This is a genomic window from Streptomyces sp. NPDC018610, assembly GCF_044391765.1.
Taxonomy (GTDB): domain Bacteria; phylum Actinomycetota; class Actinomycetes; order Streptomycetales; family Streptomycetaceae; genus Streptomyces.
On the sequence record NZ_JBISAL010000011.1, the window covers coordinates 155,193 to 176,622 of the forward strand.

At 73.0% G+C, this 21,430-nt stretch carries 21 protein-coding genes and 1 pseudogene; 12 read left to right on the forward strand and 10 right to left on the reverse strand.

Features of this window, described 5'->3' with window-relative positions; genetic code table 11:
• The first annotated feature begins 369 nt into the window (after nt 1-369).
• Nucleotides 370-537, forward strand: coding sequence for a DUF3117 domain-containing protein (locus tag ACH5A8_RS27150; protein WP_003966491.1), 168 nt, complete (start codon nt 370-372; stop codon nt 535-537).
• 301 nt (nt 538-838) lie between these two features.
• Here the strand turns inward: ACH5A8_RS27150 and ACH5A8_RS27155 are convergent, their stop codons facing one another.
• Complete coding sequence (locus ACH5A8_RS27155) at nt 839-1,471, reverse strand: O-methyltransferase (RefSeq protein ID WP_399006582.1); 633 nt, start codon at nt 1,469-1,471, stop codon at nt 839-841.
• Between the two features lie 314 nt (nt 1,472-1,785).
• Between ACH5A8_RS27155 and sigE the strand changes: the two genes are divergently transcribed.
• The 5 genes from sigE to ACH5A8_RS27180 all read left to right on the forward strand — a co-directional run bounded on the left by sigE (nt 1,786) and on the right by ACH5A8_RS27180 (nt 7,253).
• Complete coding sequence (gene sigE, locus ACH5A8_RS27160; protein ID WP_399006584.1) at nt 1,786-2,490, forward strand: RNA polymerase sigma factor SigE; 705 nt, start codon at nt 1,786-1,788, stop codon at nt 2,488-2,490.
• Nucleotides 2,487-3,470 (forward strand): zf-HC2 domain-containing protein, encoded by a 984-nt coding sequence (locus ACH5A8_RS27165; RefSeq protein ID WP_399006202.1) that lies wholly within the window; start codon nt 2,487-2,489, stop codon nt 3,468-3,470. Before sigE ends, ACH5A8_RS27165 begins: the two co-directional genes overlap by 4 nt.
• Nucleotides 3,471-3,612: 142 nt before the next feature.
• A complete protein-coding gene (locus ACH5A8_RS27170) occupies nt 3,613-5,655 on the forward strand; it encodes a S1C family serine protease (protein WP_399006204.1) in 2,043 nt (680 codons plus the stop codon).
• A gap of 228 nt (nt 5,656-5,883) precedes the next feature.
• Nucleotides 5,884-6,333: a sec-independent translocase gene (locus ACH5A8_RS27175; protein WP_399006206.1), complete on the forward strand. Its 450-nt coding sequence runs from the start codon at nt 5,884-5,886 to the stop codon at nt 6,331-6,333.
• Between the two features lie 254 nt (nt 6,334-6,587).
• Nucleotides 6,588-7,253, forward strand: a complete 666-nt coding sequence (locus ACH5A8_RS27180) for a hypothetical protein (protein WP_399006208.1) — start codon at nt 6,588-6,590, stop codon at nt 7,251-7,253.
• 133 nt (nt 7,254-7,386) lie between these two features.
• Here ACH5A8_RS27180 and ACH5A8_RS27185 read toward each other — a convergent pair whose 3' ends face one another.
• Genes ACH5A8_RS27185 through ACH5A8_RS27195 form a run of 3 tightly spaced genes read right to left on the reverse strand, consistent with a single transcriptional unit; the run spans nt 7,387 to nt 10,433 of the window.
• The gene (locus ACH5A8_RS27185; protein ID WP_399006210.1) at nt 7,387-8,520 is read right to left on the reverse strand and encodes an Mrp/NBP35 family ATP-binding protein; all 1,134 of its coding nucleotides are present in this window, start codon (nt 8,518-8,520) and stop codon (nt 7,387-7,389) included.
• A 43-nt stretch (nt 8,521-8,563) separates the two neighbouring features.
• Nucleotides 8,564-9,160, reverse strand: coding sequence for a DUF1003 domain-containing protein (locus tag ACH5A8_RS27190; protein ID WP_399006212.1), 597 nt, complete (start codon nt 9,158-9,160; stop codon nt 8,564-8,566).
• On the reverse strand, nt 9,150-10,433 hold the full coding sequence (locus tag ACH5A8_RS27195; protein ID WP_399006214.1) for a magnesium transporter MgtE N-terminal domain-containing protein: 1,284 nt from the start codon (nt 10,431-10,433) through the stop codon (nt 9,150-9,152). The genes ACH5A8_RS27190 and ACH5A8_RS27195 overlap by 11 nt, the downstream gene beginning before the upstream one ends.
• A gap of 278 nt (nt 10,434-10,711) precedes the next feature.
• Here ACH5A8_RS27195 and ACH5A8_RS27200 point away from each other — a divergent pair, with 278 nt between their 5' ends.
• Nucleotides 10,712-11,464: a hypothetical protein gene (locus tag ACH5A8_RS27200; protein ID WP_399006215.1), complete on the forward strand. Its 753-nt coding sequence runs from the start codon at nt 10,712-10,714 to the stop codon at nt 11,462-11,464.
• 177 nt (nt 11,465-11,641) lie between these two features.
• Here ACH5A8_RS27200 and ACH5A8_RS27205 read toward each other — a convergent pair whose 3' ends face one another.
• Nucleotides 11,642-12,154 (reverse strand): hypothetical protein, encoded by a 513-nt coding sequence (locus ACH5A8_RS27205; RefSeq protein WP_399006217.1) that lies wholly within the window; start codon nt 12,152-12,154, stop codon nt 11,642-11,644.
• A gap of 43 nt (nt 12,155-12,197) precedes the next feature.
• Nucleotides 12,198-13,316, reverse strand: coding sequence for a magnesium and cobalt transport protein CorA (locus ACH5A8_RS27210; protein ID WP_399006219.1), 1,119 nt, complete (start codon nt 13,314-13,316; stop codon nt 12,198-12,200).
• A gap of 557 nt (nt 13,317-13,873) precedes the next feature.
• On the opposite strand from ACH5A8_RS27210, the gene ACH5A8_RS27215 reads away from it, so the two are divergent.
• Nucleotides 13,874-14,470, forward strand: a complete 597-nt coding sequence (locus ACH5A8_RS27215) for a suppressor of fused domain protein (RefSeq protein ID WP_399006220.1) — start codon at nt 13,874-13,876, stop codon at nt 14,468-14,470.
• 27 nt (nt 14,471-14,497) lie between these two features.
• Here the strand turns inward: ACH5A8_RS27215 and ACH5A8_RS27220 are convergent, their stop codons facing one another.
• Entirely contained in the window at nt 14,498-15,727 is a 1,230-nt protein-coding gene (locus ACH5A8_RS27220) for an MFS transporter (protein WP_399006222.1), read from the reverse strand.
• A 184-nt stretch (nt 15,728-15,911) separates the two neighbouring features.
• Here ACH5A8_RS27220 and ACH5A8_RS27225 point away from each other — a divergent pair, with 184 nt between their 5' ends.
• The 3 genes from ACH5A8_RS27225 (at nt 15,912) to ACH5A8_RS27235 (ending at nt 18,223) form a co-directional block, all read left to right on the forward strand.
• Entirely contained in the window at nt 15,912-16,553 is a 642-nt protein-coding gene (locus tag ACH5A8_RS27225) for a DUF6758 family protein (RefSeq protein ID WP_399006224.1), read from the forward strand.
• 132 nt (nt 16,554-16,685) lie between these two features.
• Complete coding sequence (locus ACH5A8_RS27230; protein WP_399006226.1) at nt 16,686-17,543, forward strand: PHP domain-containing protein; 858 nt, start codon at nt 16,686-16,688, stop codon at nt 17,541-17,543.
• Nucleotides 17,544-17,620: 77 nt separating this feature from the next.
• Entirely contained in the window at nt 17,621-18,223 is a 603-nt protein-coding gene (locus tag ACH5A8_RS27235) for a MarC family protein (RefSeq protein ID WP_399006228.1), read from the forward strand.
• A gap of 95 nt (nt 18,224-18,318) precedes the next feature.
• Here the strand turns inward: ACH5A8_RS27235 and ACH5A8_RS27240 are convergent, their stop codons facing one another.
• Nucleotides 18,319-18,471, reverse strand: coding sequence for a hypothetical protein (locus tag ACH5A8_RS27240; RefSeq protein WP_019980331.1), 153 nt, complete (start codon nt 18,469-18,471; stop codon nt 18,319-18,321).
• A gap of 221 nt (nt 18,472-18,692) precedes the next feature.
• Here ACH5A8_RS27240 and ACH5A8_RS27245 point away from each other — a divergent pair, with 221 nt between their 5' ends.
• Complete coding sequence (locus ACH5A8_RS27245) at nt 18,693-19,601, forward strand: NYN domain-containing protein (RefSeq protein WP_399006231.1); 909 nt, start codon at nt 18,693-18,695, stop codon at nt 19,599-19,601.
• Between the two features lie 109 nt (nt 19,602-19,710).
• On the opposite strand, the gene ACH5A8_RS27250 is transcribed toward ACH5A8_RS27245, so the two are convergent.
• Both ACH5A8_RS27250 and ACH5A8_RS27255 read right to left on the reverse strand, forming a co-directional pair.
• A complete protein-coding gene (locus tag ACH5A8_RS27250; RefSeq protein ID WP_399006233.1) occupies nt 19,711-20,577 on the reverse strand; it encodes an alpha/beta fold hydrolase in 867 nt (288 codons plus the stop codon).
• 189 nt (nt 20,578-20,766) lie between these two features.
• Nucleotides 20,767-21,430, reverse strand: a pseudogene (locus ACH5A8_RS27255) (DEAD/DEAH box helicase); the annotation flags it as partial.

Genomic DNA, 21,430 nt, shown 5'->3' on the forward strand with positions numbered 1-21,430 from the left:
CGGTTCTGACGTACCGCTCAGTACGTACTGGGTCCACAGGACAGGATGACGGAGATCACGGCCCGCGGCGCGGAGCGGACGTGTGACCTGCGTCAAAGAATTCCGGCGGGCCGGTCGACGGGGGAGGTCGGCGCGGGGGCGAAGTATCGCAGCCACATCGCCGAATTGGGTGGTTTTGCTCGCGTGCGTTGCCCAAGCGATGCCTACTGATGTTGGTCATCGGGTCCTGGGATGCGGGATAATGGCTGGGAAGCAATGTGTTCGATGCCGGTGTCGCGTGTCCTGGGCCGTTTTGGGCACAGATCGCGCGTGCCCTTCGGTGGGGCGTCGGCTTTGACGATGAGCTGGGTTTCAGGAAGGGGAACGAGCATGGCGGCCATGAAGCCGCGGACGGGTGATGGCCCGCTCGAGGTGACCAAGGAGGGGCGGGGCATCGTCATGCGCGTTCCGCTCGAAGGCGGCGGTCGGCTCGTCGTCGAGTTGACCCCTGACGAGGCCGACGCGCTCGGCGACGCCCTCAAGAAGGTCGTCGGCTGACGCGCAAGCGACCATACCCTTTCAATCGCCCCGGCATCCGATGAGGTGCCGGGGCGGTTGTTTTCCCAGGGGGCCGGCCTTCCGTCCCCGTCGCTTCCCGGGAGCCGGCCTTTCCGCCCCCTCCGCGTGTCGGGAGCCGCCGAAGCCCGTCCGGCGTTCGGGGCCGAGGCCGTTCAGGCCGAAGCGGGGCGGCCGCCCCGGGGAGGGGAGGGGACGGGAAGGGTACGGGAAGGGGTGGCGGGGGCGAAACCCGGCACCCGGCCCGTGTCGCGGAACCCGGCACCCCGCCGGAGTCACCGGCTCAGCGCTTGACCGCGCACAACAGCCCGTCACCCACCGGCAGCAGCGACGGCACCAGATCGGGACTCTCCCGCACGGTCCGCAACAGTTCCCGCAGCCGCAGCACCTCCGTGGGCTGCGGCCCGGAGTCCACCGTCCGCCCGTGCGCGAAGACGCCCTCGAAGACGACCAGACCCCCCGGGCGCAGCAGCCGCAACGATTCGGCGAGGTAGTCCAGGAACTCCTGGCGGTCGCCGTCGCAGAAGACCAGGTCGTACCCGGCGTCCGCGAGCCGGGGCAGCACGTCGAGCGCGCGGCCGGGGATGAAGCGGGCGCGGTTGCTCGCGAAGCCGGCGGCCCGGAAGGCCTGGCGGGCGAACTGCTGGTGGTCCGGCTCCGGGTCCACGGTGGTCAGCACCCCGTCCGGGCGCATGCCGTGCAGCAGGTGGATGCCGGAGACGCCGGTCCCGGTCCCGATCTCCGCGACCGCCTTGGCGTCCACGGTGGCGGCGAGCAGGCGCAGCGCGGCGCCCGCGCCGGGAGACACCGAGCGCAGCCCTGCGTCACTGGCCCGGTCCCGGGCCCAGAGCAGGGCGTCGTCCTCGGCGACATAGGCGTCGGCGAACGCCGAGCTCGTCTGCCGGTTGCCGGTAATGACCCTCTCCTATGTCCCGTGGATGCCTCGGGCGTGACTGTATCCGTTGGGGCCGGGAACCCGCAGATGGGACCGGTCGTTTGAAGGGGTGAGGAAGGGGCTCCGGAGCCGACCGGGGGCAGGACGGGGGATATGGGATGGATCGGGACGCGGGGCAAGTGCTGACGCAGCCGGACGGGCCCAGGCAGCGCGTGTCAAATTCTCGTAAAACCGCTTATCCGGAGCTAACGGGCGAGGTGGTTATGGTAGGGGCTCCGCTGGACACCACCAGAGCCGACAGGGGAGGTGCGGCTGTGCCTGTGGATCGGGGAGGAGTGCTGCGGCGCTTTCTCGGATCGGCGGGCAGGCCGAAATCCGTGAACGACACCGCTGCTGACCCGAGCCACGCCGACGGCTTCGCCCAGACCGCGACCTTCTCCACCGACGCGGACGGGCAGGCGTGGACTCCGCCCACCTGGGAGGAGATCGTCAGCACCCACAGCGGTCGCGTCTACCGTCTGGCCTACCGCCTCACCGGCAACCAGCACGACGCCGAGGACCTCACCCAGGAGGTCTTCGTCCGCGTCTTCCGGTCCCTGTCGACGTACACGCCGGGCACCTTCGAGGGCTGGCTGCACCGCATCACCACCAACCTCTTCCTGGACATGGTCCGCCGCAAGCAGCGCATCCGCTTCGACGCGCTCGGGGAGGACGCCGCGGAGCGGCTGGCCAGCAAGGAGCCCACCCCGCAGCAGCTGTTCAACGACGCGCACTTCGACGCGGACGTCCAGCAGGCGCTGGACACCCTCGCCCCCGAGTTCCGGGCGGCGGTCGTGCTGTGCGACATCGAGGGGCTGTCCTACGAGGAGATCGCCGCCACCCTGGGCGTCAAGCTCGGCACGGTGCGCTCCCGCATCCACCGTGGCCGGTCGCAGCTGCGCAAGGCCCTCGCGCACCGTTCGCCCGAGGCGCGCCGGGCCGAGCGGCGCGGTTTCGTCGCCCGGGTCCCCGCGCTGGGAGGAGGGGGCGCGACCGCGTGAGTGGATCCCGACCCGACCCCGCCGCGAGCGGCCTCGCGGAACAGCACCTGGGAGACCGGCTCTCCGCCCTGGTCGACGGAGAACTCGGTCACGAGGCGCGCGAGCGCGTCCTGGCGCACGTGGCCACCTGCGCGAAGTGCAAGGCGGAGGTGGACGCCCAGCGCCGCCTGAAGAACGTCTTCGCCGAGACGGCCCCGCCGCCTCCCTCCGAGAGCTTCCTGGCCCGCCTGCAGGGCCTGCCGGGCGGCGGTGACGGCGGCTCGCCCCTGGACGGCGGCTTCCCCAGTCTGCCCGGGCGGCCCGAGGCGCCCGGGGTGTTCGGCGCGCGCCGCGCCGAGCCCTTCGAGTTCGGCTACGTCCCGGCCCGGCCGCACGGGCTCGCGCCGGATCGCGTGGACGGCTTCCGCATCCACGACGTCGGCCGTCCCGACGGTGAGCGCACGGCCTCCCGGGGGCTGCGGTTCGCGTTCGTCGCCGCCGGAGCGGTGTCGCTGGCCGCGGTCGCCCTGGGCGGCGTGACCACCGGCGCCATGGGCGACCCCGCCGCGGAGGCGCGCGGCGGTTCCGGCGCCGGCAGCAACGTCACTCCGGCGCGCAGCGCGAGCGGGGGCACCGGCGCGGTGACCGGCCCCGAGGCGGCGCGCCGCCGTCAGTCGGCCGGTCCGCTGTCCACGCCGAGGCAGCGGGGTTCCGGCACCGCGCCGCTCGTGCCCACCTCGCTGTCCGCGCCGCTGCTGCCCGGCGTGACGCCACCGGCCACGGGAGAGCAGCGGTACGGGACGCGGGACCTGACCGGGCCGGTCATGGCGGGCGCCGCGGTCCTCTCGCCGCTGATACGCCCGCTCGGCACCCGCCCGCCGGTCTCCCTGACCGGCTGGTCCGCGGACCAGGAGTTGACGCCGCCCGGTCTGCTCGCCGCACCCGTCTCCGCTCCGATGCCGTCCCCCGCTCCCTCCGCGGACTCGCGCGCCGCGCACTGACCGGCCGGCGACCGGTCTCTGCGCGGTGGCCCGCGAACCTGGTTGAATCCAGGTGGTCGCGCCCATGACACGAGTCGGGGTGCGAAGACGACGAAGCACGGCCTCCGCCGAGGACCGTGCCGCGGGCACCTGTGGGGAGAGCATGAACGAGGGGAAGCCCACGAAGTCCACCCGCCCGAGGTGGTTCGGCCGGCCCCGGCCGGTCCCGCCGGACGGGACGGCGGGGACCGAGGAGCAGGCGCACGCGGCCCCGGCCGCAGCGGTGGGCGGCGACGGCCACGACGGTGACTACGAGCTGAGGCGCCCCTCGGAGAACACGGACGCGCGGACCGCGCACGACGCCGCGGACGAGGGCGACTTCGAACTCGCCCGGCCCGAGGGGGAGAACGCCGCCCCCGCCGCTCCCGGACCCACCCCCGCCGCTCCCGGCACGCTCGATGCCTCCGGCACCACCGAGCAGGCCACCGCGCCGGGCACGGCGGCCGCCCCCCAAGGCATCGCCCTCTCCAAGGGCGCGGCCGCCCCCGAGGGTGCGGTCGCTCCCGGCGGTGCGGCCCCGGGCCCCGCCGCGCCCTCCACGCAGCGTCCGAGCCCCCTGCACGACCCCGACCCCTACGACACCCCGCCCTACGGCGAGCCGGGCCCCTGGGCCCCCGCCCCGCCCGTGCAGCACCCGACGATGCCCTCCGCCCCGGACGGCACGGCCCGGCCGCTCGCCGTCCCGACCGGCACACCACCGCTTCCCGCGGCCCCTCCGCCCCCTTCGGCCCCGGCAGGAGCGGCGGGGACGCCCGCCCCGCCGACGACACCACCGCTTTCCGCAGGCGCGGGCGCGCCCGTTCAGCCGCCCGCGCCGGGCCCGGACGAATCCGGCACCGTCGGCGTCGGCGGCGCGGTCGGCGGCGCCGTGGACGCTTCCGCGGGTGACGGAGCCGTGGCCGCCGACGGGGGACCGGCAGGCTCCGCCGACGCCGGCCCCTGGCACCGCTACGACCCCTGGGCAGCGACCGCGACCCCCCTCGCCGGGCCCCTCCAGCACAGCGGGGCCGGGCTGACCGGCGGGGAGCAGCGGCGCAGGCGGGTGCGGCGGGCACTGGTGGGCGGCGCCGTCGCGCTGGCGCTCGTCTCCGGCGCGCTCGGCGGCCTCGCGGGGGCCTACTTCGAGCGCAACGGCGGCGTCGGGGCCGTGGAACTGCCGCAGGCGGGGAAGGAGCCCGCCGGACGCGCCCCGGACAGCGTCGCGGGGATCGCCGCCCGCGCCCTGCCCAGCGTGGTGACCCTGCACGTGACCGGCTCCGACGAGCAGGGCACCGGCACCGGCTTCGTGCTCGACGGCCTCGGTCACATCCTCACCAACAACCACGTCGTCGAGCCGGCCGCGTCCGGTGGCGGCATATCGGTGACGTTCAGCGGCGGACAGACCGCCAAGGCGCGGATCATCGGTCGGGACGCCGGCTACGACCTCGCGGTAGTCCAGGTCGGCGGCGTACGCGGACTGACCCCGATGCCGCTCGGGAACTCCGACAACGTGCAGGTGGGCGACCCGGTCGTGGCCATCGGCGCCCCTTTCGACCTCGCCAACACCGTCACCTCCGGCATCATCAGCGCCAAGGAGCGCCCCATCACGGCCGGCGGCGAGAAGGGCGACGGCAGCGACGTGTCGTACGTCGACGCGCTGCAGACCGACGCGCCCATCAACCCGGGCAACTCCGGCGGCCCCCTGCTCGACACGCGCGGCCGTGTCATCGGCATCAACTCGGCCATCCGCAGCGCCGACACCGGCTCCGACGTGCAGACCGGCCAGGCCGGCTCCATCGGTCTCGGCTTCGCCATCCCGGTCAACCAGGCCAGGCGCGTCGCTCAGGAGCTGATCAACACCGGCAAGGCCAGCCACCCGGTGATCGGCGTGACCCTCGACATGAACTACACCGGCGACGGCGCCCGGGTCGGCGCCAAGAGCAGCGGCGGCGGGTCCCCGGTCACCCCGGGCGGCCCCGGCGCGAAGGCGGGCATCAAGGCCGGCGACGTGATCACGGCGGTGGACGGCAAGCCCGTCCACTCGGGTGAGGAACTGATCGTGCGCACCCGCGCCCACCGTCCCGGCGACCGGCTGGAGCTGACCGTCCGGCGCGACGGCAGGGACCGCGAGGTCGCCCTCGTCCTCGGCTCCGCCGGCGGCGGCTGACGCGAAGCCCGCGGGACGGCCCGGCGGGAGTGCGCGTCAGGACAACAAGGGGTCGCCGTGAGGCGAACGTGCCGTAAATCCGGTCGTGTACATGCACTCCGACACCTCGGGACGGTACCGGTCGCACGCGTGGGCCGGGTACCGTGGATCCGGCCCGGACCATGGATGGACCCGCACAGACCGGACCACCCGAGGGCCGAGGACCACGGACATCGCAAGGAGCTTCAGGTGTTCAACGACATAGGACTGCCCGAGCTGGCGACGCTCATCGTCCTGGCCACGCTCGTGTTCGGTCCGGACAAGCTCCCGAAGGTCATCCAGGACGTGACGCGCACCATCCGCAAGATCCGCGAGTTCTCGGAGAGCGCCAAGCAGGACATCCGCCAGGAGCTCGGCCCGGAGTTCAAGGACTTCGAGTTCGAGGACCTCAATCCCAGGACGTTCATCCGCAAGCAGCTGGACAACGACGACCTGGGACTGAAGGAGATCCGCAACGGCTTCGACCTGAAGAAGGAGATGGCCGAGGTCACGGACGCGGTGCAAGGCCGCGACACCGACCACTCGTCCTCGCCGTCCTCCTCGTCCGCGTCCTCGGGCGGCGGCCGGATCGACATGACGAAGAGGCCCGAGGAGCCCGGCCGCGACGAGCGGCCGCCCTTCGACGCGGACGCCACCTGAGCCACCACGAGGCGATGTGGCGCGTGTCATACCGTCATATCACCATGACCTGCGTCATATCGTCGAGTCACCGTGGCGCCACGGGCGCGCCGCGCGCGGCCTGAACGGGTCCTCCCCGCGTCCCACGCGCCGGGAGCCTCCGGGCTGCCCGAGTCGGGTGGATATGCTGCCGAGTTGTTGTGCGGACCGGACGGGTGCGCCCGAAGGGGGGCGGGCCGCCCCGGTCCGACGAGAGCGAGGAGGCGTCCGGGCAGATGGAGACGACAAGTAGGGCGGTCGCGCAGGCACCGGCCGGGGAGGGCGGACAACCCGCCGCCCGGCGCACGGTCGACGGCTACCTGCCGGCGCCCTTCCCGTGGTACGGCCTCGACGAGGCCTTCACGGGGCCGCGCTGGCCGATGCAGGTCGGCGCCTCCGCCGACGGCTCCGTGGAGCACGGCTCCCTCGGGCACGGCGACGAGCCCTCCGTGCGCAACGAGTTCGTGTCCGGTTCCCCCGACGAGCCGAAGGAGAGGTTCGCCGTCGTCGTCACCGTCGCCGCCAACCCGGTCCGGCAGCTCGCCGACGGCACCGGCCGACTGGAGGCCACCACCGTCTCCTCGGCGGCCTGGCTGGCCGGCGTGGGTCTGCTGTCCTTCACCTGGCCCATGCAGATGGACCACACGCTGCGCGACGACTGGCTGGAGCAGCAGACCGAGACGGCCTGGGTGCTGGCCGACGACCTGTCCGGCCCGGACTGGTCGACGCTCTCCCTGCCCGTGGACGGCGTCCCCGCACCCTTCCACTACCGCGAGTCCGAGTTCGGCTGGGTGCTCGCCGGCACCACCGACCAGGGAGTGCACCTGGGCGCGTACGGGCGCGGCATGAGCGCGTACGGGCTGGGCTTCGCCGTGGTCAAGGACATCACCGCGTACGCCTGACGGACGCGGGGCATGACGGAGGGCGCCGTCCGTGCGGGACGGCGCCCTCCGTGCCGTACGGGGCCCGTGCGGGGCGCGGCGCACCATACGGGGCGCCCGGCGTGCGGCCCGGCGCCCCACGCGCCGTACGGCCTTAGAACTTGTTCCTCGGGGTGATGCCCAGCGACAGGCCCGAAAGGCCCCGCTGACGGCCGCCGAGCTTGCCCGCGATGGCGCGCAGGGCCGAGCCCGCCGGGGAGTCCGGGTCGGACAGGACGACCGGCTTGCCCTCGTCGCCGCCCTCGCGCAGCCGGACGTCGATCGGGATGGAGCCGAGGACCGGGACCGAGGCGCCGGTGGTGCGGGTCAGGCCGTCGGCGACCAGCTGGCCGCCGCCGGTGCCGAAGACGTCGACCATCTCGCCGCAGTGCGGGCAGGGCAGCCCGGACATGTTCTCCACCACGCCGACGATCTTCTGATGGGTCTGCACGGCGATGGAGCCGGCCCGTTCGGCCACCTCGGCGGCGGCCTGCTGAGGCGTCGTCACGACCAGGATCTCCGCGTTCGGGACCAGCTGCGCCACGGAGATCGCGATGTCACCGGTGCCGGGCGGCAGGTCCAGCAGCAGGACGTCCAGGTCGCCCCAGTACACGTCCGCCAGGAACTGCTGGAGCGCGCGGTGCAGCATCGGGCCGCGCCAGACCACCGGCGCGTTGCCCGGGGTGAACATGCCGATGGAGATGACCTTCACGCCGTTCGCCGACGGCGGCATGATCATGTTCTCGACCTGGGTGGGACGGCCGTCCGCGCCCAGCATCCGCGGCACGCTGTGACCGTAGATGTCGGCGTCGACCACGCCCACCTTCAGCCCGTCGGCCGCCATCGCCGCCGCCAGGTTCACCGTCACCGAGGACTTGCCGACGCCGCCCTTGCCGGAGGCGACCGCGTAGACGCGGGTCAGGTTGCCCGGCTTGGCGAAGGGGACCTCGCGCTCGGTCTGGCCGCCGCGCAGGGCGTTCGCCAGCTCCTTGCGCTGCTCGTCGCTCATCACGTCCAGCGACACGTCGACCCGGGTGACACCCTCGACGCGGGTGACCGCGTCGGTGACCCGCTGCGTGATCGTCTCCCGCATGGGGCAGCCGGAGACCGTCAGGTACACGGTGACCGCGACCGTCCCGTCCGCGCCGATCTCCACCGATTTGACCATGCCCAGTTCGGTGATGGGCCGGTGGATCTCGGGGTCGTCAACCGTCGCCAGCGCTTCGCGCACCGCGTCTTCCGTAACCATGCCAACGATGGTACGGCGCGCGGCGGCGGCCCCGGGACCCCCGTCAGCGGTCGTCCATGTCACGTCCGCGCGGGTGATCCGCCGGGAATACGGCATGCGGGCGGTGACCGTCCTGCCGTTCCTCCAGCTCCTTGATCAGATCCTGCAGTTCCGAGCGGATCCAGTCGCGGGTCGCCACCTCGCCCAGGCCCATGCGCAGCGCGGCGATCTCCCGCGTCAGGTACTCGGTGTCGGCGATCGACCGCTCGTTCTGCTTGCGGTCCTGCTCCAGGTTGACCCGGTCCCGGTCGTCCTGCCGGTTCTGCGCCAGCAGGATCAGCGGGGCGGCGTAGGAGGCCTGGAGGGACAGGGCCAGGGTCAGGAAGATGAACGGGTACTCGTCGAAGCGCAGATGGCGGGGCGCGGCGATGTTCCACAGCACCCAGACGATGATCACCACCGTCATCCAGACGATGAACCGTCCGGTGCCCAGGAAACGCGCGATGCGCTCGGAGAGCCGGCCGAAGGCGTCCGGGTCCCACTCGGGCAGCAGCCTGCGCCGCAGCGCGCGCGGCTGGTCGAGCCGCGCCCGCTGCGGCCGGCCGGCGGCCGTGGCCCCCACCGGATGCCGCTCGCGGGAGCCCTCGCGCTCAGCCGCCATGGCCGGCCGCCTCCTCGTCCAGGTGGAACTCCGTCTCCCGCCAGTCGTCCGGCAGCATGTGGTCCAGAACGTCGTCCACGGTGACCGCGCCCAGCAGTGAGCCCGACTCGTCCACGACGGGCGCCGCCACCATGTCGTAGGCCGCGAAGAACCCGGCGACCACCGGCAGCGCGGCGTCCGGCGCGAGCGGCTGGAGGTCGTCGTCCAGCAGCGAGCCGACCAGGCTGTAGGGCGGGTCGCGCAGCAGCCGCTGGAAGTGCACCGTGCCCAGGTACTTGCCGGTCGGGGTCTCGTCGGGCGGCCGGCAGACGTAGACCTGGGCGGCGAGCGCGGGCGACAGGTCGCGGTTGCGGACCCGGGCCAGCGCGTCGGCGACGGTCGCGTCCGGGCGCAGCACGATCGGCTCCGTCGTCATCAGACCGCCCGCCGTGTGCTCCTCGTACGACATCAGCCGGCGCATGTCGGCCGCGTCGGCGGGCTGCATCAGGCTCAGCAGCCGCTCCTGCTCCTCCACGGGCAGCTCGGCGAGCAGGTCCGCCGCGTCGTCCGGGTCCATCGCCTCCAGCACGTCGGCCGCGCGCTCCCCCTTCAGCTTGCCGAGGATCTCGATCTGGTCGTCCTCCGGGAGCTCCTCCAGGACGTCGGCGAGCCGGTCGTCGTCCAGGGCGGCGGCCACCTCGGCGCGCCGCTTGGGGGAGAGGTGGTGCAGCATGTTGGCGAGGTCGGCCGGGCGCAGCTGCTCGAAGGTGGCGAGCAGGTTCTCCGCCCCCTGCCCGTGCTCCTCCAGCGAGAACCCGCTCACCGCGGACCACTCCACGGTCAGCGTCTCTCCCTTGTTGCGCCGGAACGCCCCGCCCCTGCGGCCCTTGCGGACGAAGACCCGGTCGACCTCCCAGTCGCGGCGCGCGGGCAGTTGCTGCACGGACAGGTCCAGGACGGTGACCTCCTCGCCGGTCTCCACGAGTGTCACCCGCCGGTCCATCAGCTCGCCGAAGACAAGCCGCTCGGTGGGCCGCTGCTCGAAGCGCCGGACGTTGAGCACGCCGGTGGAGATGACCTGGCCGGACTCGATGCTCGTCACCCGGGTCATGGCCAGGAAGATGCGGCGCCGGGTGGGCAGTTCGACGACCAGCCCGAGCAGCCGGGGCGGCTTGCGCCCGACACGCAGCATGACGACCAGATCGCGCACGCGCCCCACATGGTCGCCGCTCGGATCGAAGACGGCGACACCGGCGAGGTGCGAGACGAAGATCCGGGGGGCGCCGGCTGCCATGGACGCGCCTCCTTTGCGTGCTCCGTGATGCGTGAGGCATCGCGTGGGTGTGGTGATGCTCTTCGGCGTCGTCCTTTCCCCTGCCCGCTCAGGTCGGCTTCAGGCTAGCCCGTCCCGTTCGGATACGCCCTGGTGAGCGGTCCGGACGGACTGGCTCCGCCGGCCCGCCGCGGCCCCGGTACGCTGCCGTACGCCGCTTCGGGCGCCACCCGTCGCACCTGTCGCACCCCTCGCCCCGTCCCGCACCCGCCGCTCGCGTCAGAAAGGCAGCGTCACCTGTGACTGCGCATCCCCAGGGCCGTATCCGCCGGGCCGTGCTGAGGGGCGCGCTGTGCGCCGTGGCCGTCGTCGCCGGGGCCGGGCTGACGGGATGCTCCGGCGAAGACCCGGACGCGGGCACCAACGGGGTCGGCAAGCTGCCGGCCGAGCGCATCCAGAGCAGGACCCGGGCGGCCGCGGACTCGGCCGACGCCGTGCACCTGGCCGGGAACGTGGTGAGCAACGGGCGTACGTACCGGCTCGACATGCGGCTGAAGTCCGACGGCGGCACCGGCTCGGTCACCTCCCAGGGCGTGACCTTCGGGCTGCTGCGGGTCGGCGAACAGCTCTACCTGAAGGCCGACGCCGGGTTCTGGGACCGCGCCGACGGCGACGGGAAGGGCGACGGCGGGGCGGCCGGCAAGCTCGACGGCAAGTACGTGAAGGTGCCGCAGGGCGACCCCGCCTACAAGCGGTTCAGCGGGTTCACGGACAAGAAGGTGCTCCTCGACGGCCTGCTGACCCTGCACGGCACGCTCGCCACGGACGGCCACCACGAGCAGTCCGGCGTCCGCACCATCCGCCTCACCGGCGGCGACGGCACCGGCGGCACCCTGGACGTCTCCCTGGAGGGCAGCCCCTACCCGTTGCGCCTGGAGCGCGCGGGCGGCGCCGGGACGCTCAGCTTCTCGGAGTGGGGCAAGGACTTCCCCCTGACCCAGCCGGCCACGGACCAGACGGTCGACTACGGCAGACAACTGCCGACGTCCTGAGCCGGGGGCCGCTTCGCGGCGGAGCTCCCCGAGCCCGGTCCGGTCTCCCCGGCGGCCCGGCCCGGCCCGGCCCCGCCCCGCCTCGCCTCGCCCCGGAGCCGGGGCGGGGGCACGCCGTACGGCGGCACCCCGGAGCCCGGCGCGCGGCGGCCTCGCGTCCGAGAGCGCCGTACGGCGTCAGGCGCGGCGGCGCTTCTTCAGCAGCAGGCGGGGCAGTCCCGCCGGGGCCGGGCGGCGGGTCGTCGCCGGGGAGGGGAGCGGCGCCTTCGCCAGGGAGCCGTCCGGCAACGGCAGCGACGTCCCCGCCGGTTCCAGGCGCAGCACCCGGCACTGACGGGCCCACCGCTCGGTCATGGCCTCGCCGTCGGGGGCGTTGAGCCGCTTGCCCTTCAGCTCGGCCACCGTCTCCCGCCACGCCTCGGTCTCCGGCGCGAGCTCGGCGACCCTCGCCGGCCAGGTGACCAGCCGGCCGCCCTTGTCCTTGCTGCGCACCGTCACCTCGGCCACGGCCCCGTCGGCCAGCCCCGGCAGCGGCTGCTCGCCCGGCCCGTCGCCGACCAGGCAGGCCGCGCCGTCGTGCCAGACGTGCCACAGGGGACGGGCGGGCGTGCCGGGGCCCTCGACCCAGATGAGGCCGGACTTCTTCGTGGCCTCCTCGATGAGGGCCCGGTCGATCAGCGCGCTTGTCATGGCAGCAGGGTAACCAGGCGCGGCGGGGCGGTCCGGGGCCCGCTCACAGCCAGCCGTTGCGCTTGAGCGTGCGGTGGATGCCGAGGCAGATCGCGACCGTGACGCTCATGATCACCGGGTAACCGTACTTCCAGTGCAGCTCGGGCATGTACTTGAAGTTCATGCCGTACACCCCGCACACCATCGTCGGCACGGCGATGATCGCGGCCCAGGCGGTGATCTTCCGCATGTCCTCGTTCTGCGCCACGGACGCCTGGGCGAGGTTGGCCTGGAGGATTGAGTTGAGCAGTTCGTCGAAACCGATGACCTGCTCCTGCACGCGGGCGAGGTGGTCGGCCACGTCCCGGAAGTACTTCTGGATGTCCGGGTCGATCAGCCGCATCGGCCGCTCGCTCAGCAGCTGCATGGGCCGCAGCAGCGGCGACACCGCCCGCTTGAACTCCATGACCTCGCGCTTGAGCTGGTAGATCCGCCCGGCGTCGGTGCCGCGCGCGGTGCCGCCCCGGCCCGGCGAGAAGACCTCGGTCTCGACGTCGTCGACGTCGTCCTGGAGGGCGTGGGCGACCGCGATGTAGCCGTCGACGACATGGTCGGCGATGGTGTGCAGCACCGCCGAGGGGCCCTTGGCCAGCAGCTCCGGGTCGTCCTGGAGCCGGTGCCGCAGGGTGCGCAGGGAGCCCTGGCCGCCGTGCCGGACGGTGATGAAGAAGTCCCGCCCGGTGAAGCACATCACCTCGCCGGTCTCGACCACCTCGCTGGTGGCGGTGAGCCGGTCGTGGTCGACGTAGTGGATGGTCTTGAAGACCGTGAAGAGGGTGTCGTCGTAGCGCTCCAGCTTGGGCCGCTGGTGGGCCTGGACGGCGTCCTCCACGGCCAGCGGGTGCAGCCCGAACTCGGCGGCGATGCCGGCGAATTCCGACTCCGTCGGCTCGTGCAGCCCGATCCAGACGAAGCCCCCGTCGCGCCGCACCATGCGCACCGCCTCCTGCGGGGTGAGCGGCGCCGGCGTCTGCAGGCGCGCGCCGTCGCGGTAGACGGCGCAGTCGACGACGGCGGAGGGCGTCGCCGGGTCGCGCGTGGTGTCGTAGGTGCCGCCGTTGTCCTTGCGCGGGGCCGGGCGGGACGGGCGGACGACGGCGCGCAGGTCACGGATCATCGACATGGCGGGGCTCCTTCGTGAGGAGCGACGAAGAGGCGCCGGGCGGCGGTCGGAACTGCCCGGAATGAGGACGTCCTGCCAAGGGTCTTCCGCTGTCGGGCGGAAGAAGGATGTTTCGCACGTCCACAAAGCGGGGAGCACCGCACCGTCGTGGTGGCGGGCTTCGTCACTGACTCGGATCAGACGAACCAGACGGATCAGCCGGATCCGGTGATCCGGCGGACGAGACGAAGTGCTCTTCCGTATGACGCGCACGAGGGCACGAACGCGAGAGGCGGCGGGTCGGCCGGAGCCAGAACAGCTACATCAGCGGCGGGAAGAGCGGGTGCTACTGCACGGTCGACTTCGATCCATGACAGCCCCACCTCCTCCGGCCGGTCCCTCGTGAGGGACGATCCATACCCTGTTTGAAGGGTGCCCCGTCAGGGGAGTTTCAACGGCGTCGGGACTCGATACGCGACGCTTCTGCGTGCTGCCCCGAACCGCCGGGTAAGACTATCAGTCAGCCGACGTGTCAAGGTGCCGCTTTGCCGCGTACTGACGAGTTCTATGCTCGCCGCATGGCAGATGTTCTTCCTCTGGTCGAGGCCCGGCTGCGTACGGCGCTGGGCGAACCGGACGCGCGCGCGGCGGTCACCTTCCTCGGCACCGACCGCATCGAGGTGCTGCGCTTCCGGGACACGGACGCGGAGGGCGCCATCGTCCGCTACGCCACCCTCGGCATGTCCGCCCACCCGATGACGGACCCCACGGCCGTGGTCGCCGACCCGCTGAAGGGGCCGCGCGCCGAGCTGGTCCTGTCCGTGCGGGCCGGCCTCGCCGACACCGACAAGGTGCTCCGCCCGCTCGCCGTGCTCGGCGCCTCCCCGCAGGTCGAGGGCCTGGTGGTGGCTCCAGGGGCCTCGCTCGACGTGGGCGACGCGCTGTGGCCCGGCGCGCCCTTCACCTCGGTCCTGGTGGCCGAGCCGGGCGGCCTGGTCGAGGACCTGGAGCTCGACGAGCCGCTGGAGCCCGTACGGTTCCTTCCGCTGCTGCCGATGACGCCGAACGAGGCCGCCTGGAAGCGGGTGCACGGCGCGCAGGCCCTCCAGGAGCGCTGGCTGGACAACGGCACGGACCTGAGGGACCCCGTGCGCAACTCCGTTCCCCTGGGATGACGAAGCCCGCGGCGCGGCCCCTCGTCCTCACTTGGTGAAGACGGCGACCCCGTCCTCGGTGGCGTGCCGCGGCTGCTGCTCCGCGGCCTCGTGCGTGAGCGCCCGCCGCCGCACGAGCACCACCAGCGCTCCCGCCACCGCGCTCGCGCCGGCGACCACGAACGGGACGTGGATGTCGCTCCACTCCTCGATCTTCGGCGCGAGGTAGGGCGCGGCGGCGGCCGCGAACCAGCGCACGAAGTTGTAGCCCGCACTCGCCACCGGGCGCGGGGCGTCGGAGACACCGAGGGCCAGCTCGGTGTAGACGGTGTTGTTCACGCCGATGAACGCGCCGGACAGGATCGTGCACACGATCGCGGTGGTGTGGTCGCCGTACCCCAGCACGACGACGTCGGCGGCGAGCAGCACCAGCGACCCGCCGAGCACCTTCAGCGACCCGAACCGCTTCTGCATCCGCGGGGCGACGATCACCGAGAAGACGGCGAGCAGCACGCCCCAGGCGAAGAACACCGCGCCCGACTTGTACGGCGTCATGTTCAGCACGAACGGCGTGAAGGCCAGCACGGTGAAGAACGTGTAGTTGTAGAAGAACGCCGAGACGGCGGCGGAGGCCAGACCGCCGTGGCCGAGGGCCCTGACCGGGTCCAGCAGCGAGGTCCTGCGGGCCGGCTTCGGCTGCTCCTTCAGGAACACCGTGATGCACAGGAAGCCGACGGCCATCAGGAACGCGGTGCCGAAGAACGGGTAGCGCCAGCTGGCGTCGCCGAGCAGCGCGCCCAGCAGCGGGCCGCACGCCATGCCGAGGCCGAGCGCCGACTCGTAGAGCAGGATCGCCGCCGCGCTGCCGCCGGCCGCCGCGCCGACGATGACCGCGAGCGCGGTGGAGACGAAGAGCGCGTTGCCCAGTCCCCAGCCGGCCCGGAAGCCGACCAGCTGGCCGACCGAGCCGGAGGTGCCGGCCAGTGCGGCGAAGACCACGACGAAGGCGAGGCCGAGCAGCAGCGTCTTCTTGCCGCCGATGCGGCTGGAGACGAAGCCGGTCACCAGCATCGCGACGGCGGTGATCAGGAAGTAGGAGGTGAACAGCAGGGAGACCTGGCTGGGAGTGGCGTCCAGGCCCTTGGCGATGGAGGGCAGGATCGGGTCGACGAGTCCGATGCCCATGAAGGCGACGACGGACGCGCCGGCCGTCGCCCAGACTGCCTTCGGCTGGCGCAGGAGGCTGCCGGCTCCCGCGTCGAAGGGGTCCGCGGCCATGCCTTCCTCCAATCCCGGGACGGGTCCCAGTGAGATCTCGGTGAGCAGATAGTTGGTGTATGCACATAGTAAGTTAGGTCAGCTAATTAATGCAATATGCATCTAGTTCCCCCTGGTGGGGGGTGCCCTCCGGACGGGTGATCGTCCTTGACGTGGCGCGGCCGGGGTAGGACCGTGGGGCCCTATGAGGGGCGAACCCAGTTGCCCGAAGTGCGGTGGCCGGGTCAGGGCTCCCGGACTCTTCAACGACTCCTGGCAGTGCGATGTCCACGGGACGGTGCATCCGGTCCAGCCCGTGATACCGCCCAGCGTCGAGGCCCTCGGCGTCGTCGTGCACCGCACCCAGGTGCCGGTGTGGATGCCGTGGCCGCTGCCGGTCGGCTGGCTCTTCACGGGCGTGGCCAGCGCGGGCGACGACCGCAGCGGCGGTCGCGCCACCGCCGTGGCCTGCTCGGGACCCGGCCCGCTCGGCGGCATGGGCGAGCTGATCCTGGTCGCCGAGGAACTCGGCGTCGGGCTCGGCGCGCGCTACGCCGGCATCGACGGCCCGGACCCCGGACCGTGTCTGAACGTCGAGAAGCCGCCGGACGCCAAGGTCCTCGCCGGCGGCCGGCCGACCCCGCTGTGGCACGTCTCCGGCGCCCCCGTCGACCGTGCCGTCTTCGCGGGCGAGGCACGCGGGCTGTGGCTGTGGGCGGTGGTCTGGCCGGAGCAGTCGGGACTGCTGATGTACGACGAACTGGTCCTCGCCGACCTGCGGGACGCGGGCGCCGAGGTCGACCTCGTCCCCTGCGGCGCGCTCTCCCCCCGGCTGCTGCGGCCGTAGGGCTCCCGGGGTCCCCATGGCCCCGTGGCCTGTAGGGGGCGTTCGGCGGTCGCGGGTGTGACAGGACATCCCCGGGCTGCCGTTATCCTTTGGGTGTCCCCTTTCGTCCCGTCACCGCCTGGAGTCCGTGTCGTGCGCATCGACCTGCACACCCACTCCACCGCGTCCGACGGTACGGACACCCCGGCCGAGCTGGTGCGCCATGCCGCCGCTGCCGGTCTGGACGTCGTGGCGCTCACCGACCACGACACCACCCGGGGGCACGCCGAGGCCGTCGCCGCCCTGCCCGAGGGGCTCACCCTCGTGACCGGCGCCGAGCTGTCCTGCCGTGTCGACGGCATCAGCATGCACATGCTGGCCTACCTCTTCGACCCCGAGGAGCCCGCCCTGCTCGCCGAGCGGGAGCTGGTCAGGGACGACCGGGTGCCGCGCGCCAAGGGCATGATCGCCAAGCTGAACGCCCTGGGCGTCCCCGTCACCTGGGAACAGGTCGCGCGGATCGCGGGCGACGGCTCGGTCGGCCGCCCGCACGTCGCCTCCGCGCTCGTGGAACTCGGCGTCGTCCCCACCGTGAGCGACGCCTTCACCGGACAGTGGCTGGCCGACGGCGGCCGGGCCTACGTGGCGAAGCACGAGACGGACCCGTTCGAGGCGATCCGGCTGGTCAAGGGCGCCGGCGGAGTCTGCGTCTTCGCCCATCCGGCCGCCGCCAAGCGCGGCCGCACGGTCCCCGAGTCCCGGATCGCCGACCTGGCCGCCGCCGGACTCGACGGCATCGAGGTCGACCACATGGACCACGACCCCGACACCCGGGCGCGGCTGCGCGGCCTGGCGAAGGAACTGGGTCTGCTGACCACCGGCTCCAGCGACTACCACGGCAGCCGGAAGACCGTCGCCCTCGGCGAGTTCACCACCGACCCCGAGGTGTACGGGGAGATCACGCGACGCTCGACCGGCGCGTTCCCCGTCCCGGGGGCCGGCGGGGCCTGACCCTCCGCCCCGCGCCACCCACCCACTCCCGGTACGGGCATGTCCCCGTGCTGCTTTCGCAAGGCTGCTCCACACCCATGTTCGACGCTGCCGTCTTCGGCTCCCTCTTCGTCACCCTGTTCGTCATCATGGATCCCCCCGGGATCACCCCGATCTTCCTCGCGCTGACCGCCGGACGCCCCGGCAAGGTGCAGAAGCGGATGGCCTTCCAGGCCGTCTGCGTGGCCGGCGGTGTCATCGCCGTGTTCGGCGTGCTCGGCCACCAGATCCTCGACTACCTGCACGTGTCCGTGCCCGCGCTGATGATCGCCGGCGGGCTGCTCCTGCTGCTGATCGCGCTCGACCTGCTCACCGGCAAGACCGACGAGCCCAAGGCGACCAAGGACGTCAACGTCGCGCTGGTCCCGCTGGGCATGCCGCTGCTCGCGGGCCCCGGCGCGATCGTGTCCGTGATCCTGGCCGTGCAGAAGGCCGACAGCGTCACCACCCAGATCTCGGTGTGGTCGGCGATCCTCGCCATCCACGTCGTGCTGTGGCTGGTGATGCGCTACTCGCTGCTGATCATCCGGGTGATCAAGGACGGCGGCGTGGTCCTGGTGACACGGCTGGCGGGCATGATGCTCTCCGCGATCGCCGTCCAGCAGATCATCAACGGCGTCACCCAGGTCGTCCGGGGCTGAGCCCCGTCCGGCGCCCGGGAAGGCGCCCGCCCCGCACGAAGCCCCCGCACGGCGACCGCCGTACGGGGGCTTCGAAGCGTCAAGAAGCGGACCCGCTATGAGGCCGGGGTGTCGGCCGGGCGGATCCAGAGTCGCTGGCCGATCGCGGCGGCCTGCTGAACGATCCTGTTGACGGAGGCGGCGTCCACGACGGTGGTGTCCACGGTGGTGCCGTCGACCTCGTCGAGTCGCATGATCTCGAAGCGCATGGGGCTTCTCCCTTCGTCTGGTCATCCTCCTGCGGAGAATTACTTGGTGATGGAGGCGCACGGTGCCCGTGTTCCGTACCTATACAACGGGCCGCGTGTTACGAACATTCCCTACGCTAAAGAAAATTTTCGAACGTCTAATTACCGACCAGTAGTGCGGCCTCCGTCGACCGACCGGGACCGGTTGTGTTCGCAGTGTGACCACCGGGACAATGGAAGGGATGAACGAGGCCATGAACCAGGACCCCGCGGCACTGGCCGCCCGCATCGACCGCACCAATGAGCTGCTGGAACGCATGCTCGCCGAGGTGGCCAAGACCCCCTCGACCCACGCGATCTTCGTCGACGCCGGGTACCTCTACGCCGCCGCGGGCCGGCTGGTGGCCGGGACCGAGGACCGGCGTGCCTTCGACCTGGACGCCGAGGGCCTGATCGACGCGCTCATCGACCGCGCCCGCACGGTCTTCGCCGACAGCCGGCTACTGCGCGTGTACTGGTACGACGGCGCCCGGCGGCGCATCCACACCGCCGAGCAGCAGTCCATCGCCGAGCTGCCCGACGTCAAGGTCCGCCTCGGCAACCTCAACGCCAACAACCAGCAGAAGGGCGTCGACTCCCTCATCCGCTCGGACCTGGAGTCCCTGGCCCGGCACCGTGCGATCAGCGACGCCGCGCTGCTCGGCGGCGACGAGGACCTGGTGTCGGCCGTGGAGGCCGCCCAGGGCTACGGCGCCCGGGTCCACCTGTGGGGTATCGAGGCCCCTGAGGGCCGTAACCAGGCCGAGCCGCTGCTGTGGGAGGTCGACAGCCAGCGCACCCTCGACCTCGACTTCTTCAAGCCCTATGTCTCCCGGCGCACGGCCGTCACCTACGACCCGACGGGCACGGCCCGGCCGACCCGTGAGGACGTCCGCTTCGTCGGCGCTCAGATCGCCGCGAAATGGCTCGCGGAACGAGGCCGCGACACCCTCGTCGAACTCCTTCCCGGCCACCCCTACCTGCCCGGCTCGGTCGACCAGGACCTCCTGGTGGAGGCCGAGGGCCTGCTGCGGTACTCGCTGCGCGGCCAGGCCGACCTGCGGCGCGCCCTGCGCGACGGCTTCTGGGACCACCTTCAGGCGCAGTACTAGCGGTCGCGGGTTCGGCATCGGCGGTCCGCCGGCGCCGTACCAGCGGCCCGGGGCGGAGCACCGGCGGTCCGTGGCAAGGTGCGGCCGGTGCCGACGGCGCCCGACGGGGTCAGCAGCCGTCCCAGAAGTCGGCGAGGGCGCGGGCGGTGGGGAGCGGGCGGTCGCAGTTGGGGGAGTGCTCGGCGCCCTCGATCACGGTGCGCCGGGCGCCGAGCCGTACGGCCATGTCGTCCAGGAGCGGGACCGGCCAGGTGTCGTCCCGTGCGCCCGACACCACGTGGAACGGCAGCGCCAGCGCCGCCAGTTCCGCGACGCGGTCCGGCTCCGTGCACAACTGGAGGCCGGTGGCGATGAGTTGGGCGGGACTGTTGCCGAGCCAGCGGCGCCTCAGGTCCGCCCGGTCGTCGAGCCCGGCGTCCAGACCGGCGTCGGTCTCCTCGGGCGCCTCCATCGCCTGCATGGCCTCCCACACCTCGGCCATCGTCATCACGCCGAGCGCGTCGCGCAGCAGCTTCACGCGCTGCTGCTGCGGGACGGCGATCTGGGCCGGTCCGGAGGACATGAGGGTGAGCGAGCGGAACGGGGAGCGGTCCCGCAGCACGGCCGCCCGGGCGATCTGCCCGCCGAGCGAGTGCCCGAGCAGGTGCAGGGGCGTGCCGAGCGCCTCGGCCTGGGCGAGGACGTCCCGCGCGAGCTCCTCGCGCGCGTACGCCGAGGCGTCCTCCGCGGGCCCGGCCGACTCGAACTGGCCGCGCCCGTCCACGGCCACGGTCCGGTACCCGCGCGCGGCCAGCGGCTCGTGCAGCGGGTTGAAGTCCTCCTTGCTGCCGGTGAACCCGGGCAGCAGCAGCGCGGTGCCCCTCGGCTCCACACCGGCCGGCACGGGCGCGTCGACGACGGCGAACTCACCACGGGCGGTGCGCAGCCGGTAGGCCCGGGCACCGGCCGGCGGGACGAAGGTCGGAGGCCTGCTCATGCGCCGAGGCTACCGGTCGCGCAGCCGCCCTCGGCCCCGGCCGGGGTCCGGGACGGCGGGAACCGGCGGCCGGTCGCACGCCCGGTGGGCCGGGCAGGCCGACGGCCCGGTCCCACGCGGGGTGGGCCGGGCCGTCGGGTCGTGCTGGGGCGCCGCTCGCGTGGATCGGGGGATCCGCGGGCCGCCGGATCAGGCCTCCGCGGCCTCCACCGAGGCGGCCTTGCGGGTGCGCCGGACGGCGGGCTTCGCCTCGCCGGTCGCCTCCGCCGTCTCGACGGCTTCGGCGGCCTTGCGGGTGCGCCGGCGCGGCTTGACCTCCGCTTCACCGGTGGCCTGCGCCGGGATTTCCGCGGTGACGGCCTCGGCGACCGCCTTGCGCGTACGCCGGCGCGGCGCGGCCTCGGCGGCCTCCGCTCCCGCCTCGGGCGCGGCGGCGGCCGTCTTGCGCGTGCGGCGCGGCTTGGCCTCGGTGGCTTCGGCGGTGTCGGCCGTGGTGTCGGCGGCGGGGGCGGCCTTCTTGCGGGTGCGCTTGGGCTTGGCCTCCGCTTCCTCGACCGTGGCGGGGGCCTCGGCCGGGGCGGCCGCGGTCTTGCGGGTGCGCTTCGGCTTCGCCTCGGTGGCCTCCGCCGTGTCGGCCGACTCCACCGCGGCGGCGGTCTTCCGCACGCGCTTCGGCTTCGCCTCGGCGTCCTCCGCGGTCTCCACGGCGGCGGCCGTCTTGCGCGTGCGGCGCGGCTTGGCCTCGGTGGCTTCGGCGGTGTCGGCGGCGGGGGCGGCCTTCTTGCGGGTGCGCTTGGGCTTGGCCTCCGCTTCCTCGACCGTGGCGGGGGCCTCGGCCGGGGCGGCCGCGGTC

Excerpts from the sequence above, each read along its gene's own strand:
- ACH5A8_RS27225 (WP_399006224.1), top strand. The coding sequence starts at position 15,912 with ATGAGGGGCGAACCCAGTTGCCCGAAGTGCGGTGGCCGGGTCAGGGCT.
- ACH5A8_RS27210 (WP_399006219.1), bottom strand. The coding sequence starts at position 13,316 with ATGTCGATGATCCGTGACCTGCGCGCCGTCGTCCGCCCGTCCCGCCCG.
- ACH5A8_RS27250 (WP_399006233.1), bottom strand. The coding sequence starts at position 20,577 with ATGAGCAGGCCTCCGACCTTCGTCCCGCCGGCCGGTGCCCGGGCCTAC.
- ACH5A8_RS27190 (WP_399006212.1), bottom strand. The coding sequence starts at position 9,160 with ATGGCGGCTGAGCGCGAGGGCTCCCGCGAGCGGCATCCGGTGGGGGCC.
- ACH5A8_RS27170 (WP_399006204.1), top strand. The coding sequence starts at position 3,613 with ATGAACGAGGGGAAGCCCACGAAGTCCACCCGCCCGAGGTGGTTCGGC.
- ACH5A8_RS27195 (WP_399006214.1), bottom strand. The coding sequence starts at position 10,433 with ATGGCAGCCGGCGCCCCCCGGATCTTCGTCTCGCACCTCGCCGGTGTC.
- ACH5A8_RS27240 (WP_019980331.1), bottom strand. The coding sequence starts at position 18,471 with ATGCGCTTCGAGATCATGCGACTCGACGAGGTCGACGGCACCACCGTG.
- ACH5A8_RS27215 (WP_399006220.1), top strand. The coding sequence starts at position 13,874 with ATGGCAGATGTTCTTCCTCTGGTCGAGGCCCGGCTGCGTACGGCGCTG.
- ACH5A8_RS27220 (WP_399006222.1), bottom strand. The coding sequence starts at position 15,727 with ATGGCCGCGGACCCCTTCGACGCGGGAGCCGGCAGCCTCCTGCGCCAG.
- ACH5A8_RS27180 (WP_399006208.1), top strand. The coding sequence starts at position 6,588 with ATGGAGACGACAAGTAGGGCGGTCGCGCAGGCACCGGCCGGGGAGGGC.
- ACH5A8_RS27245 (WP_399006231.1), top strand. The coding sequence starts at position 18,693 with ATGAACGAGGCCATGAACCAGGACCCCGCGGCACTGGCCGCCCGCATC.
- ACH5A8_RS27205 (WP_399006217.1), bottom strand. The coding sequence starts at position 12,154 with ATGACAAGCGCGCTGATCGACCGGGCCCTCATCGAGGAGGCCACGAAG.
- ACH5A8_RS27185 (WP_399006210.1), bottom strand. The coding sequence starts at position 8,520 with ATGGTTACGGAAGACGCGGTGCGCGAAGCGCTGGCGACGGTTGACGAC.
- ACH5A8_RS27235 (WP_399006228.1), top strand. The coding sequence starts at position 17,621 with ATGTTCGACGCTGCCGTCTTCGGCTCCCTCTTCGTCACCCTGTTCGTC.
- ACH5A8_RS27150 (WP_003966491.1), top strand. The coding sequence starts at position 370 with ATGGCGGCCATGAAGCCGCGGACGGGTGATGGCCCGCTCGAGGTGACC.